Source organism: Acinetobacter portensis (assembly GCF_009372215.1).
Classification (GTDB): domain Bacteria; phylum Pseudomonadota; class Gammaproteobacteria; order Pseudomonadales; family Moraxellaceae; genus Acinetobacter; species Acinetobacter portensis.
The window spans coordinates 1-14,777 of the sequence record NZ_LWRV01000109.1 but is presented as its reverse complement, the minus strand read 5'-3'; the positions used below and the strand labels follow the sequence as shown (position 1 = coordinate 14,777).

The 14,777-nt window shown below is 38.1% G+C and carries 11 protein-coding genes and 2 pseudogenes; 12 read left to right on the top strand and 1 reads right to left on the bottom strand.

Annotation, left to right across the window (positions count from 1 at the left end; all coding sequences use genetic code 11):
* The 9 genes and pseudogenes from A6M14_RS14190 to A6M14_RS13230 form a co-directional block, all read left to right on the top strand.
* A pseudogene (locus tag A6M14_RS14190) lies at positions 1–122 on the top strand (sulfate ABC transporter substrate-binding protein); the annotation flags it as partial.
* Between the two features lie 255 nt (positions 123–377).
* Complete coding sequence (locus A6M14_RS13265) at positions 378–1,394, top strand: sulfate ABC transporter substrate-binding protein (protein ID WP_152875700.1); 1,017 nt, start codon at positions 378–380, stop codon at positions 1,392–1,394.
* Between the two features lie 332 nt (positions 1,395–1,726).
* Positions 1,727–2,650 carry a 16S rRNA (cytosine(1402)-N(4))-methyltransferase RsmH gene (gene rsmH, locus A6M14_RS13260; RefSeq protein ID WP_152875699.1) on the top strand — a complete coding sequence of 308 codons (924 nt, stop codon included), beginning with the start codon at positions 1,727–1,729 and terminating at the stop codon, positions 2,648–2,650.
* Positions 2,650–2,982, top strand: a complete 333-nt coding sequence (gene ftsL, locus A6M14_RS13255) for a cell division protein FtsL (RefSeq protein WP_152875698.1) — start codon at positions 2,650–2,652, stop codon at positions 2,980–2,982. Before rsmH ends, ftsL begins: the two co-directional genes overlap by 1 nt.
* Positions 2,983–2,993: 11 nt before the next feature.
* Positions 2,994–4,817, top strand: coding sequence for a penicillin-binding protein PBP3 (gene ftsI / locus A6M14_RS13250; protein WP_152875697.1), 1,824 nt, complete (start codon positions 2,994–2,996; stop codon positions 4,815–4,817).
* A gap of 11 nt (positions 4,818–4,828) precedes the next feature.
* Positions 4,829–6,325 carry a UDP-N-acetylmuramoyl-L-alanyl-D-glutamate--2,6-diaminopimelate ligase gene (locus A6M14_RS13245; RefSeq protein WP_152875696.1) on the top strand — a complete coding sequence of 499 codons (1,497 nt, stop codon included), beginning with the start codon at positions 4,829–4,831 and terminating at the stop codon, positions 6,323–6,325.
* Between the two features lie 8 nt (positions 6,326–6,333).
* On the top strand, positions 6,334–7,743 hold the full coding sequence (locus A6M14_RS13240) for a UDP-N-acetylmuramoyl-tripeptide--D-alanyl-D-alanine ligase (RefSeq protein WP_152875695.1): 1,410 nt from the start codon (positions 6,334–6,336) through the stop codon (positions 7,741–7,743).
* A complete protein-coding gene (mraY, locus tag A6M14_RS13235) occupies positions 7,743–8,861 on the top strand; it encodes a phospho-N-acetylmuramoyl-pentapeptide-transferase (protein ID WP_152875694.1) in 1,119 nt (372 codons plus the stop codon). The genes A6M14_RS13240 and mraY overlap by 1 nt, the downstream gene beginning before the upstream one ends.
* Before the next feature lie 65 nt (positions 8,862–8,926).
* Positions 8,927–9,730 carry a putative RNA methyltransferase gene (locus A6M14_RS13230; RefSeq protein WP_152875692.1) on the top strand — a complete coding sequence of 268 codons (804 nt, stop codon included), beginning with the start codon at positions 8,927–8,929 and terminating at the stop codon, positions 9,728–9,730.
* Between the two features lie 55 nt (positions 9,731–9,785).
* Here A6M14_RS13230 and ponA read toward each other — a convergent pair whose 3' ends face one another.
* A complete protein-coding gene (gene ponA, locus A6M14_RS13225; RefSeq protein ID WP_152875691.1) occupies positions 9,786–12,302 on the bottom strand; it encodes a penicillin-binding protein PBP1a in 2,517 nt (838 codons plus the stop codon).
* A 167-nt stretch (positions 12,303–12,469) separates the two neighbouring features.
* Between ponA and A6M14_RS13220 the strand changes: the two are divergent.
* The 3 genes and pseudogenes from A6M14_RS13220 to A6M14_RS13210 all read left to right on the top strand — a co-directional run.
* A pseudogene (locus tag A6M14_RS13220) lies at positions 12,470–13,561 on the top strand (pilus assembly protein PilM).
* Complete coding sequence (locus A6M14_RS13215) at positions 13,561–14,217, top strand: PilN domain-containing protein (RefSeq protein ID WP_152875689.1); 657 nt, start codon at positions 13,561–13,563, stop codon at positions 14,215–14,217. Before A6M14_RS13220 ends, A6M14_RS13215 begins: the two are co-directional and overlap by 1 nt.
* Positions 14,214–14,777, top strand: a 564-nt coding sequence (locus tag A6M14_RS13210; protein WP_152875687.1) for a type IV pilus inner membrane component PilO, incomplete at its 3' end; no start/stop codon positions are given. The genes A6M14_RS13215 and A6M14_RS13210, both read left to right, overlap by 4 nt.

Genomic DNA, 14,777 nt, shown 5'->3' with positions numbered 1-14,777 from the left:
CTTTTGGAAACACCACCAAAACTTTTACTATTGGTAATGTTTTTGGTGGATGGGCAAAAGCACAGAAAACACACTTTGTGAATGGTGCTATATTTGATCAAATCTACACTGAGAAAAAATAATAGCGAAAGCTAATATTTGTCTACGTTAAAAGAATTAAGAAAAAGCGAATAATTATATTATTCGCTTTTTTTCATAAGAAATGCATAAAAATTTATAAATCTAGAATATAGCAGCTTTAATTTTTTTCATAATAAAAACAAAGTATTAATTTTTTTAGGATGATTGATGTTAAATGAAATCGAATTATCAGAATTGCGATTTATGAAATTACTTCATATAGTTAGCATCATTATAGATAACTATTTTATTTAAATATGAAAACTCAATTCAAAGCATTATTTAGTGCAGCGCTCATTGCGGTGGGTGTGGCTTCAACATCGGCAACTCAAGCAGCCGATCGTGAATTTCTAAATGTTTCATATGATGCGACGCGTGAATTTTATACAGAATTCAATCAGTCATATGGTGCGTATTGGAAATCTAGAACAGGTCAAACTGTAAATTTTAAACAATCTCATGGTGGTTCGGGTAAACAAGCCCGTTCTGTTGTCGATGGCTTAAAAGCAGATGTTGTAACTTTAGCACTTGCAAATGACATCGAAGAAATTGTGAAGTCTGGTCAAATTAATGCAAATTGGCAAAAAGAATTTCCATATAATTCAGCGCCATATACATCTACAATTGTATTTATGGTTCGTAAAGGGAATCCAAAAGGTATTAAAGACTGGAAGGATTTAACTAAATCAGGTGTGGAAGTTATTACACCAAATCCTAAAACGGGTGGTTTACCACGTTGGGTATATTTATCGGCATGGGGTTATGCGCTTAAACAGCCGAATGGTAATGAAGCTCAAGCGAAAGAATTCGTGGGTAAAATGTACCACAATGTAAAAGTAATGGATTCGGCTGCACGTGCATCTATGACAACATTTGCTGAACGTGGCATTGGTGATGTGCTTTTAACTTGGGAAAATGAAGCTTTAATTACTCAAAAAACTTTAGGTAAAGACAAGTTCGATATCATTTATCCGTCTATTTCAATTTTAACCGAACCTTCGGTTGCTATTGTGAATAAAAACACAGATAAAAATGGTAATAAGTGGTTAGCGAAAGGTTACATCAACTACTTATATTCACCAATTGGTCAAGAAATGGCAGCAAAACATTTCTATCGCCCACGTAATGTTGAGGTTTTAGCAAAATATAAAGCGCAATTCCCAACATTAAAAACATTCACTATTGATGAAGTATTTGGTGGATGGGCAAAAGCACAGCAAACTCATTTTGCGAATGGTGCAATGTTCGATCAAATTTATAATTCGAAACGCTAATTTGAATTTATGTTAAAAAGTAAAAAAAGCTGGTCTTGAAAGAGACTGGCTTTTTTACTTTTATAATGATCAATATGCAGTTGTATTTTTTAATATATTTTGAATAAGGTGTTATGGTTTATCTTGTTGTATTTTATTGTTATTTTTGATTTTTCATAGGTATTGTGGTTTAAAGTGCAAAATAAAGTAATGAATCAGGCAATATAAAGAATAGGGATTAAAACGGTTTTCTCTATGAAAAGTAATAATTAAGTACAAAAAGTCATTTGGAGCTTTGCTAAAACAAGGTAATAATGTGAAGTTATATTTTTAGCTTTTCTATTTGAATAACTATGTCGCATATTTCTGTATTACTTCACGAAACTATTGATGCTTTGCTCGCTGAACGCAATACAGGTATTTATATTGATGGAACATTTGGACGTGGTGGGCATACGCGTTTATTACTTTCAAAATTAGATGAAAATGCACGTGTTTATGGTTTTGATAAAGATCCACAAGCACTTGCTGTCGCAGCAGAACTTGAAAAAGAAGATCCACGATTCAAAATCATCCATGCAAGTTTTGCAGATTTAAAACAAGAATTAGAAAAGCGTGAAATTGGCTTGGTTGATGGTGTAATGGCAGATTTGGGTGTATCTTCGCCACAGCTCGATCAAGCAGAGCGTGGATTTAGCTTCATGAAAGATGGTCCATTAGATATGCGTATGGATAACTCTCAGGGACCTACTGCTGCGCAATGGCTTGTGGATATTGAAGAAGAAGCTTTAGCAAATGTAATTTATCAATATGGTGAAGAGCGTTATAGTCGTCGTATTGCTAAAGCCATTAAAAATGCAGGATATATCGATACAACTGCACAACTAGCGGAAATTGTAAAAGTTGCCCATCCTAAATGGGAAAAGAATAAACATGCAGCGACTCGTACTTTCCAAGCGATACGTATTGCGATTAATAAAGAGTTAGAAGACATTGAGATTTTTTTGCCTCAAGCTATGGATGTGTTAAAAACAGAAGGGCGTTTGGCAGTTATTAGTTTTCATTCGTTAGAAGATCGATTGATTAAGCAATTTATTCAAAAAGAATCAACTTTAGCGGAAGATACAGGGTGGGGCTATCCACAAGAGCGTGAAGATACTCGAAAATTAAAGAAAATTTCACGTATTCGTGCAAGTGATGAAGAGGTTAAAGCAAATCCTCGTTCACGTAGTGCTTGGTTGCGTGTAGCAGAAAAATTAGCTTTAAAAGGCGAATAATGAAAACAGAAATTGTTGAAAATAAGGGTGAAAATTTACGTCTAAAACGAGGTATTGCTTACGCAATACTATTGTTGTTGGTTATGGCAAGTGCAATCATGGTTGTACTTCAGGTCTTTCAATATCGTCATGATTATCGTGAATTGAGCTCTTTTTACCGTGAGCGTGATGACTTAAATGCGGAGTGGGGGCGTTTGCTTATTGAACAGCAAACTTTTGGTGCCACTGCGCAAATTGGTACACGTGCGGTAACTCAACTTCGTATGTATTCTCCTCCTGCAGCACAAACCGTTGTAATTTCTTTACCAACTTCGACTGAAAACAAAAAATAGGCTGGCTTTCAATGGTAGATCCACGAAAAAGACAAACACGTAAAAAACAACAGTCGATTACAAGTAAAGCTACAGTAAGTGTTGAAATGTGGCGCTTCTATTTAATGTGGGGTGTTGTTTTATTTTGCTTCATTGCATTGGTTGGGCGTGCATTTTATGTACAAATTGTAAACCATGACTTTTTACAAAATAAAGCAAATGCAAAAATTTTAAGAACAGATACTGTTAAAGCAATGCGTGGGGTAATTTACGATCGCCATGGTGTGCCCCTTGCAATTAGTACACCTATCATGAAAATTGTGATCGATCCACGTGATTATTTTGATGCTAAAAAGTTGTACGATGAAACTTCAGCAGAACTTGTAAAAAATCCAAATGACAGAAAATTAAAGCGCCAATTACCAGATAAAAATCTGAATTTAGATGAATTGGCTGATGCTGTTGGAATGGATCGTGCTGAATTACGTAAAAAAATGAATGAGCGTCCTCGTTCTCGTTATCTAATATTGAAAAAAGAAGTACCGCCACAGCAAGCAGATTTGATTCTAGAACGTGAATTCCAAGCGGTTTACACAGAAAAATATTACAAGCGCTACTATCCGCAACCTCAACCTAATGCACAAATTATTGGTTTAACCAATAGTGAAGGGATGGGGATTGAAGGTTTAGAAATGCAATTAAATTCACGTTTAGCGGGTAAAGATGGTGAACAACAGGTTATTCGTGATAAGCGCGGTAATCGTGTAAAAGATCCTGAAATCATTAAAGAAGTGGAGTCGGGCGAAAATATTACCCTGAGTATCGATTCACGCTTACAGTACATTATGTATCGTGAGTTAACCGCAGCAGGTGTTGCCAATAATGCACGTTCTGCAACTGCAATTACTGTTGATGTGAAAACAGGCGAAATTTTAGCAATGGCGAGTTGGCCATCTTATAATCCAAACGATAAAAAAGGTTTGGGAAATAAAGATGCTATGCGTAACCGTGGTGCAGTCGATTCTTTTGAGCCGGGTTCAACCATGAAGCCTATTACCATTTCTATGGCTTTAGAAAGTGGTAAATTTACAGCAAATTCGGTCATTAATACCACGCCAGGTTCTATGCGAGTAGGTAATCATACGATTCGCGACACACATAATTATGGCGCTTTAACTTTGGGTGGCATTATTCAAAAGTCATCTAACGTGGGTGTTGCAAAAATTGCACTTTCTTTACCTTATTCAACATTACCTACGTTTTATAAACGTGTAGGTTTTGGCGAGCGTTCTGCCGTGAAATTCCCCGGTGAAAGCGCAGGTTTAATTTTACCGAAAAATAAATGGAATGTTTCTGAAGTTGCGACCATGGCATATGGTTACGGCTTAAATGCAACAGTGCTTCAATTGGCAGATGCTTACGCCATGATTGCCAATAAAGGGAAAAAAATGCCTTTAAGTTTGTATAAACTTGAAGAACACCCGAAAGGTGAGCAAATGATTGATCCGAAAATTGCAGATCAAGTGTTGCTGATGATGGAAGCGGTAACTTTGCCAGGTGGTACGGCACGCCAAGCTGATATTCCGGGCTATCGTGTAGCAGGTAAAACAGGTACAGCACATAAGTTGCGTGCAGATCGTAAAGGCTATTCTCAGTCAGATTATCGTGCTTTATTCGCAGGTATGGCACCTGTAAGCGATCCACGCTTAGCGATGGTTGTGGTCGTGGAAAATCCGAAAGGACAATATTATGGTGGCTTGGTTGCTGCCCCAGTTTTTGCACGTGTGATGCAAGAATCTTTACGTTTAATGAACGTACCTTTAGATAAACCCTTAGATGCTCCCAAAATTCAGTAAATAGGTGATGAATGTCGATTACATTTCAAGAGCTATATAGCGTAGATCAACCCGCTGAATGGATGACTCAAACATTTCAGGGGTTTAATCTCGATAGTCGTAAAGTGACAACAGGGCAAATATTTATTGCCCTGACTTCGTTTTCACAACCTGAAAAAACCGTAGAATTTGCGGAAAAAGCATTAAATAACGGTGCAATTGCAGTTGTGTCGGAAAGCGATTTAGGTTTAAAAAATAATATAGTGATTCCAAACGTGCGTCATTTGATGGGGCAGTGGGAAAAACAATATTTACTTGCAACTCAGCCTTTGAATTTAGCGCGAATTATTGCTGTTACAGGCACAAATGGTAAAACCACAATTTCGCGTTTAATTGCTGAATTATTGATGTTGCAAGGTAAAAAATGTGCGGTGATGGGTACAACAGGGAATGGTATTTTACCTCACTTGGAAGCGTCATCTCATACCACATTAGATGCATTACATTTGCAAAATGCGCTACATGAATATGCACAACAAGGTGCAGAGTTTGCTGCAATTGAAGCAAGTTCACATGGTTTAGAGCAAGGTCGTTTAAACGGTTGTGATATTGAAATTGCAGCATATAGCAATTTAAGTCGTGACCATTTGGATTATCACGGTACGCTTGAAGCTTATGCAGAAGCAAAATCACGCTTATTTAAGTTCGAATCTTTAAAAGTTGCGATTATTAACATTGATGATGAACATGCAAATATCATGATTGATACGGCAAAATCCAATCCTGCTCAACCGAAAATTTTGACATATTCAACAACGCAATCTGCTGATTACGAAGTTCAAGATATTCAGTACAGCTTAAGCGGTGCAAACTTTAAACTTGTTACAGCACAAGGCACATTTGACGTAAATAGCCCGTTACTGGGTCATTTTAACGTTGAAAATATTGTGGCGAGTTTAATTGCAGCGGAGCAAGCAGGTTTTGCATTGGCAGATTTAATTGTGGTTGCACCACAACTGAAAGGTGCACCGGGTCGTATGCAAGTACTTCGTGATGCAGAGCGTTTATTTGTGGTCGATTATGCACATACGCCTGATGCACTTATTCAAGTTTTACAAACTTTGAAACGTCACGTATCTCAAAATTTATGGGCGGTGTTTGGCTGTGGTGGTGACCGTGATCGTGGTAAACGTCCGCTTATGACACAAGCAGCATTAGATCATGCAGATATTGCTTTAATTACGTCGGATAATCCAAGAACAGAAAATCCTGAACAAATTTTTGCCGATATGAAAGCAGGCATTCAATTTGAAAATCACACTGTGCATGAAATTCATGACCGCCGTGAAGCGATTAAATTTGCAGTGAAAAATGCAAAAGATGGCGATATTGTGGTGATTGCAGGAAAAGGACATGAAAACTATCAAGAAATTGATGGTGTTCGTCATTGGTTTGATGATGTTGTTGAAGTTCAATCTGCAATTGATGCACAACACCATCATTCAGATTCAGCATATCCAGCTCAATAGGAAAGATCATGCATACATCGACAACGAGTACCGTGCCTTTAGAGCCGTGGACAGCGAAACAATTAGAAGAAGCAACACAAGGTCATTGGCATAATGGCAAAGAACCGCAAGGTGAAATTAAACGTGTATTAACCGATTCACGTGATGCTGAAAAAGGTGATGCCTTTTTAGCATTAAAAGGTGAACGTTTTGATGCACATGATTTTGTTGCCAAAGTTGCAGAGCAAGGCTGTGAAATTGCGATTGTTAGTCATCCTGTTGAGGCTAATATTTGCCAATGGGTTGTTGCAGATACGCGTTTAGCACTTGGTGCTTTAGGTGCTTATCGTCGTGCTCAAAATTCACAGCTAAAAGTCATTGCTTTAACGGGTAGTAGTGGTAAAACCACAACCAAAGAAATGTTAGGCAGTATTTTATCTCGCTTAGCGCCAACGCTCATTACACGCGGAAACTTAAATAACGATTTAGGTGTTCCAATGATGTTGTTGGAGCTTCGAGCTGAGCATCAATATGCAGTGATGGAGTTGGGTGCAAGCCATCAAGGTGAAATTGATTACACATCGAATTTAGTTCAACCTCATGTTGCAGGTATTATCAATATTGGTACTGCACATTTAGGCGAATTTGGTGGGCGTGATGGTATTTGCCGTGCTAAATCTGAAATTTATGCACATATTTCAAAATCAGGTACATCTATTGTTCCTGCGGCAGATGACTTTGCAGAAGACATTCGTAAAGCAGTACAAACTGAACAAGTTTTGAGTTTTGGTTTGGGTGGTGATGTTTTTGCAACAGATATTGAGTTGCAAGCACAATCGTCTACTTTTACCTTAAATACCCCTCAAGGCAATAAAACGATTCACTTGCCATTTGCAGGTGAACATAATGTTCAAAATGCAACGGCTGCTACAGCATTTGCATTATCTATTGGCATTGCCTTAGATGATATTGTGATTGGATTAGAGCAGGCGACTGGGGCAAAAGGTCGTTTAAACTTTATTCAGCAGAAACAGCACTTATTTATTGATGATACATATAACGCAAACCCAACATCTATGCGCGCTGCGGCTGAAGTTTTAGCACAGCAAGACGGTGTTCGAGTGATGGTGATTGGTGATATTGGTGAATTAGGTGCAACAGCGGCACAGCAACATTACATGCTTGGTCGTGATTTGGTGTCTACCAAAGGCGTTAATTTTGTTATAGCGGTAGGGGAATTTGCACCTGCTTCACAAGAAGGCGCACGTAGTACACAATATGGTAAAAAATTTCAGGCATTCTTGACTCAAGAACAAGCTTTGCCGTTTTTAATTGGTCTAGTCGAAACACATCAGCCTCAGTCCATGAGTTTCCTGTTTAAGGGCTCTCGTTATACCCATATGGAAACGTTGATGGCTGACTTGATGGAGAAACTCTAATGCTGTTATGGCTATTTGAACAGCTTGCGGGCTACCACAGCTCATTCCAAGTTGTACGATATTTAACTTTGCGATCGTTACTAAGCGTATTGACTGCACTCACAATTGGATTGGTACTTGGTCCAATTATGATTCGTAAGCTTCAAGCTTTGAAATATGGTCAAGCAGTAAGTTCTTATGCACCTGAAAATCATGCGAAAAAAATGGGTACACCAACCATGGGTGGTGTTCTTATTTTACTTTCTATTGGTATTTCAACATTACTTTGGGCAGATTTATCGAACCCATATGTATGGATTGTACTTGCCGTTATGGTGATTTTTGGTGCTGTAGGTTGGGCAGATGACTGGATTAAAATCCGTTATAAAGACAACGCTGGCTTACCTGCGAAAAAGAAATTCTTTTGGACATCTGTAGGTTCAATTGGTGCAGGTATTGCATTATATGTTATTGCAAAACAGCAGCCAGATCCTGTGCATACAGCAAATATGCTGAATGTTTTGATTCCATTCTTTAAAGATATCAGCATTCCATTGTCTATGATTCCTTTAGGTATTGGCTTTATTGTCTTTACTTATTTCGTGATTAATGGCGCATCAAATGCAGTGAACTTAACAGATGGTTTAGATGGTCTTGCGATCATGCCAATTGTTCTTGTTGCCGCAGGTTTAGGTGTGTTCGCATACTTATCTGGTGATGCTCGTTTTGCCAATTATTTGCATATTCCTTATGTAAAATATACCTCTGAACTTGTTGTAATTTGCGCGGCAATGATTGGTGCTGGCTTAGCATTCTTATGGTTTAACGCACATCCTGCACAAGTCTTTATGGGTGATGTAGGCGCGTTATCTTTAGGTGCAATGCTTGGTACAATCGCTGTGATGGTTCGTCAAGAAATCGTATTTGCGATTATGGCGGGTGTATTCTTGGTGGAAGCAATTTCAGTATTCTTACAAATTGGTTCGTTAAGAATGCGCAATAAGCGCGTATTTCTTATGGCGCCATTGCATCACCATTATGAGAAAAAAGGATGGCGTGAAACACAAGTTGTTATTCGCTTCTGGATTATTACAATTATGCTAGTAGTTTTAGGCTTAATGACCTTAAAATTGCGTTAAGCAAATTGCATAGAAAAGGTCGGCATTTGCCGGCTTTTTTTATTGTGAAATTTTTGGAGAAAATGATGAATCTACTAATGTGTCCTGTATGTCGAAAGGCACTTTTGCTTACTGACAGAACTTGGCGCTGTGAGAGTAATCATAGTTATGACATGGCTAAACAAGGCTATGTAAATTTACATGTTGTACAGCATAAACATAGTAAAAATCCAGGTGATACACCAGAGTCTGTTCAAGCACGTCGTGCATTTTTAAGTGCCGGTTTTTATGCGCCGTTACAGCAAGCTGTGGTTAAAAAAATTCAAGAATTACGTATCGAAAACTTACTCGATATTGGTTGCGGTGAAGGCTACTACACCAATGCAATGCAAGCAGAAGTGATGCAATGTGTAGGTGTGGATATTGCTAAAAATGCAGTTCAAGTGGCAGCAAAGCTCAATAAAGATGTCGCATGGATTGTAGGAACGGGTGCGACTTTACCTGTATTGGATGATTCAATTGATTTATGCACGAGCTTATTTAGCCCTATTCCTAAAGAAGAAATTTTGCGAGTTCTTAAACCAAATGCATATTTAATGGTGGTTACGCCTGCAACTGAACATTTATATGCAATGCGTGAAGCACTTTTTGAAGAAGTAAAACCGCACGAGTCACATAAATTTGTAGAGCAATTGGCTGATACTTTTAACTTGGTTGAAGATACTGTTGTAGATGCTCCATTTGTACTTGCTCAACAAGATTTGAAGAACTTGGTTGCTATGACACCTTATGCGTATAAAGCGAAGCCTGAGCGTCGTGAGGCGTTGGAACAATTAGAACAATTGGAACTTAAGGCACAATTCCAAATTTATGTATTTCAAAAAAAGTAAAATTTGACACATAAAAAAGCCCTCAATTGAGGGCTTTTTTATTCCTGATTAAATCTTATTGAACTTGGTCAATTAAACTTTCTAAAGCATCCTTTTTAGTATTGGGCTGTTTAGTCTCAGGTTTGTTGAGAGCTGGTGGCGCTTTCTGAGATGGTGTTAGCACCGTATCAGGTAAGTCTGCAAAATCTCGATCTGGTGTAGATACGACAGGGGTAGGAGCAGGGCGATACACAGGTCTTGCCAATGGCGGAGTAGAACGATCGATGGGTCTTGTTGGCTTATCAAGCTTTTCATGCACGGTTGCTGAATTTTTATTGTCTAAACGAACCCAAGCTTCAGGTGTGCCTTTTAATGCATTCGCCATAAACTTAGTCCAAATAGGAAGTGCAGCAACACCACCATATTCCCGACGACCTAATGTGGTTGGTTGGTCGAAACCAACCCACGCAATAGAAACTAATTTGCCGTTAAAGCCTGCAAACCATGCATCTTTTGCATCGTTCGTTGTACCTGTTTTACCTGCTAAATCACCACGGCCAATACTGAGGGCCGCTCTACCTGTACCATGAACAATTACATCTTGTAAGATATTTGCCATGTCAAAAGCAGAACTAGATTTTAAAATACGCTGTGCTTGACGGTATTGATCTGCATTTTTCCGAGTAGAACTTGTTTTTGATGGTGGATTTTTTTTGTGAATCGCTTCAATCACTTCATCATCAGGGGTTGCTACATTTGCGGAAGTAATCGTGTCTTCGTCAATACAAGAGATACACGCATATTCAGGATTGGCTTGATAAATGACTTTACCGTAAGCATCTTCAATGCGATTAATAAAATGTGGTTGAACGCGAAAACCGCCATTTGCAAATGCTGCATAACCTGTTGCCATTTGAACAGGCAATACTTGAGGTGTACCTAAAGCAATGGTGTAGTTACTTGGGATATGATCTTCTTGAAGACCAAAATCCATTAGTAGTTGGCGTGCACGGCTAATACCTACTTGTTGAAGGAGTCGAACTGAAACAGTATTACGCGATAAATATAATGCGCGACGTAAAGGAATCGCACCTAAATAGCGTCCATCTGAGTTTCGGGGTGACCATTTACCAATAGTGATAGGCGCATCATCAACCATAGTATAAGGTGTCATGCCACGTTCTAATGCTAAAGCGTAGATGAAAGGTTTAATGGTTGAACCGGGTTGGCGCCAGCCTTGTATTGCTCTATTAAATGAAGATTGATAAAAATTATAACCACCAACAATTGCTTCAATTGCACCATTATTTGGATTTAGCGCAATAAGTTGACCTTGTACTTTGGGTGTCTGAACAAGCGACCATGCTGTTTTGTTTTCATTTGGTCGAAGACGCACAATATCATTTACTTTAACAATTTGAGAAGCCTTGCTTGGTGCAGGACCAATGCTATTCGCACCACGATAAGGGCTTGCCCATGACATACCTGACCAATTGACTGTAACCGTACTGCCATCTTGCATGATGGCATCAAAGCTGGAGTGACTTACAGCTGTGACTTTTGATGGATAAGTATTTGCAAATGCTGAAAATTCTGTAAGTGGTTTATCGTGAGCTTCGGCACCGCGCCAACCATGACGACGGTCATAAGCTTCTAGACCTTCTTGTACAGATTGTTCTGCATAGGTTTGACGTTTACTATCAATAGTTGTGTAAATTTTATAGCCTGAATCAATAGCTTGTTCACCAAACTTTTCAATTAATTCTGAGCGAATCATTTCTCCGACGTAGGGGAATTTGTTGCTGATACTTCGGTCAGGCATATTGAGGTTAATTGGTTCAGCTGTTCCTGATTGGTATTCTTGTTGATTAATATAACCCAGTTGTAGCATACGTCCTAAAATCCAGTTACGACGTTCTAAGGCTCTTTCAGGGTTTGCAACAGGATTGTATTTAGAGGGTGCTTTGGGTAGGCCTGCAATCATGGCCATTTGACCAATAGTAAGCTCAGCTACACTTTTGTTGTAATAGATTTTGGCAGCGGCGGCAATACCATATGCATTTTTACCCAGAAAAATTTTATTGACATAAAGTGTCAGAATTTCTTCTTTTGTGAGATTTTTTTCAATTTTTCTTGCTAAGAATACTTCGGTTAATTTTCTTTTAATGGTTCGTTCAGGGCTTAAATAGTAGTTTTTTGCCACTTGCATGGTGATGGTTGAACCACCTGTTTGTACATTTGAACCAATTACAGCTTCACTTACAGCCCGCCCTAAGCCTTTAAAGCTAATCCCACTATGTTCAAAAAATGAAGAATCTTCTGCTGCAAGAAATGCATAGGTGAATTTTTTTGGAATTTGATTATATTCCATAGGGATAGAGAGCTTGCCACCATATTCTGCGATTAACTCATTATCTGCGCTGAATACCTGTAAGGGCTTGAGTAATGGTGCTTTTTGTAAAATTATCATCTCTGGTAAAGAGGGCGCAATATATAGATACATACCGTAAAATCCCATAGGGATTACGGCTAAAAGTATGGTTATTAACAAAAAAAATGGATGAACACGACCCGAACAAGATAGCTTTTTCATAACAAGTGAGTTTTAATAAGGGCTAATGGCAAACTAATTGATAGTCAGTATATCCTTTAAGGATGTCGATTGTTAGATGAGTTATTGTATACGTTAATAATAATAGACCGTCATCAATTAGTAAGTTATATTTTTTTTGGGGAAAGAAAAATAATAGGAACACTATAGTGCGCAGTTTATATAGTAAACAAAGTAAAGGCTTAATTGGAGTGGATATTAGTTCTACTTCTGTTAAGTTATTAGAGCTTTCTGTAAAAAATGGTCGGTATTGGGTGGAAAACTATGCACTTGTGCCGTTGCCAGAAGGAAGTGTTGTTGAAAAAAATATCTTAAACCCAGAAGCTGTTGGTGATGCCATTGAGAAAGCTTTAGGTATTTCTAACATCCGTATTGATAGTGCTGCTTTGGCAATTCCAACTTCAATGGTTATTACGAAGATCATTGAAATGGATGCAGATATGTCGAGTGATGAACGTGAAGTTCAAATTCGTATGGATGCTGAGCAATATATTCCATTCCCATTAGACGAAGTTAGTTTGGATTTTGAAGTATTGCCAGACTGATTATCTACCCCAAACCGTGTCAATGTATTGCTTGTAGCAACGCGTGTTGAAAATGTGGAAATGCGCTGCGAAGCAGTAGAGTTAGGCGGTTTAACGCCTAAAATTGCAGATGTTGAAAACTTTGCAATTGAAAATGCATTCAAAGTTTTTGCTGATACTTTACCAATGGGTGCTAATACTATTGGGATCTTAGATATCGGGCATACGATTACTATTGGGATCTTAGATATCGGGCATACGATGACAACCTTATCTGTGCTTCAAGACAATAAAATTATTTATAACCGCGAACAGGTTTTTGGTGGGAAGCAATTAACCCAAGAAATTCAAAATCGTTATGGCTTGTCTTTTGAGGAAGCTGGTAGAGCGAAAAAAACGCGTACGCTGCCAGATGATTATGATGCTGAAGTGTTAGAACCTTTCCTTGATGCAGTCATTCAGCAAGCAGCTCGCTCACTACAATTCTTTTTCTCATCTTCTCAATTCAATGAAATTGATCATATTTTGTTGGCGGGCGGAAATGCAAATATTCCAGGTCTTGCAAAAATATTACAACAAAAACTAGGTTATCGCGTGACGACAGCGAATCCATTTTTACAAATGGGTTTCTCACCCCAAATTGATATTAAAAAAATTGAAAGTGATGCGCCATCTTTATTAGTTGCATGCGGATTAGCATTGAGGAGTTTTGATTAATGGCAAAGATTAATTTACTCCCTTGGCGCGATGAGCTAAGAGAAAAGAGAAAAAAACAATTTATTACTGCAAGTGTTGGGGTTGCGTTTTTAGGGGCTTTGCTTGTTGGGGCAACATGGTTTTTTTACGATCAAAAATTAAGTGATCAAGAGCAAGCAAATCAGCTGATTGTGAGTACAAATCAAAACTTGGATCAGCAATTAAAATCGTTAGATGGTTTGCAAGAAAAGCGTAATCAAATTATTGAACGGATGAAGCTTATTCAGGGTTTGCAAAGTCAAAGACCAATTGCAGTTCGCTTGATTGATGAGCTTGCACGCGTAACACCTACTAATGTTTATATCACTCGTTTTACGCGTTCAGGTGATAAATTTATGTTTGAAGGGCGAGCTGATAGCCCGAATGCAGTTGCAGAATTTTTGAGAAACTTGGAAGCATCTTCATGGTATCGAAATGCGTTTATGAATTCATTTATTGCAGGTGTTGAACAATCTCAAATTCAAAAGTCTGTTGTTCCAAGACCAGAAGATGGTTATGGAACATTTGTTGTTACTGCGGATTTAGATGAACCATCAATTCAAGCTGTAGCGGTAGTGCAGCCTGAGGTGGCAGCAGAAAATGTTGTTGAAGTTTCAACATCGGAGGTTGCACAATGAGTTTAAATGACTTTGATGATATTGCTGAAGAAGCGTCTATTGCGAAAAAGAAAAAGTTTAACTTAGATAAATTTTTACAGCAGTGGAATACCTTAGATGCGAATAATTTTGGTAGCTGGCCTCTTTCTGTAAAGGTAACTGTTTGGATTTTTATCTTAATTGGGATGATCTTTTTAGGTTATATGTTGTTGTTAAAACCTAAGATGGATGAAATTTCAGATGCAAATGCTCAAGAACAAAATTTACTGAATGAATTTAAAGCCAAAGATTCTACATTAAGAAACTTGCAGGCATATCAAAGACAATTACAGGAAATGGAAGCAAACTTTAATCAACAATTAGAGCAACTTCCTAAAGAAACAGAAATTCCTGGTTTGGTTGAAGATATGAACGTAACAGGTGTGAATTCTGGTCTTAAATTTAGGAATATCCGTCTTGAGCCTGAAGTTCAGCAAGAGTTTTTTATCGAGCAGCCAATTTCCATAGAAGCAGTGGGTGATTATCATTCTTTTGGTGCATTCGTGAGTAGTATTGCTGCATGGCTTTGTTGCACAAAGATT

Coding starts and splice junctions, on each gene's coding strand:
- A6M14_RS13265 (WP_152875700.1), top strand. CDS start 378: ATGAAAACTCAATTCAAAGCATTATTTAGTGCAGCGCTCATTGCGGTG.
- rsmH (WP_152875699.1), top strand. CDS start 1,727: ATGTCGCATATTTCTGTATTACTTCACGAAACTATTGATGCTTTGCTC.
- ftsL (WP_152875698.1), top strand. CDS start 2,650: ATGAAAACAGAAATTGTTGAAAATAAGGGTGAAAATTTACGTCTAAAA.
- ftsI (WP_152875697.1), top strand. CDS start 2,994: ATGGTAGATCCACGAAAAAGACAAACACGTAAAAAACAACAGTCGATT.
- A6M14_RS13245 (WP_152875696.1), top strand. CDS start 4,829: ATGTCGATTACATTTCAAGAGCTATATAGCGTAGATCAACCCGCTGAA.
- A6M14_RS13240 (WP_152875695.1), top strand. CDS start 6,334: ATGCATACATCGACAACGAGTACCGTGCCTTTAGAGCCGTGGACAGCG.
- mraY (WP_152875694.1), top strand. CDS start 7,743: ATGCTGTTATGGCTATTTGAACAGCTTGCGGGCTACCACAGCTCATTC.
- A6M14_RS13230 (WP_152875692.1), top strand. CDS start 8,927: ATGAATCTACTAATGTGTCCTGTATGTCGAAAGGCACTTTTGCTTACT.
- ponA (WP_152875691.1), bottom strand. CDS start 12,302: ATGAAAAAGCTATCTTGTTCGGGTCGTGTTCATCCATTTTTTTTGTTA.
- A6M14_RS13215 (WP_152875689.1), top strand. CDS start 13,561: ATGGCAAAGATTAATTTACTCCCTTGGCGCGATGAGCTAAGAGAAAAG.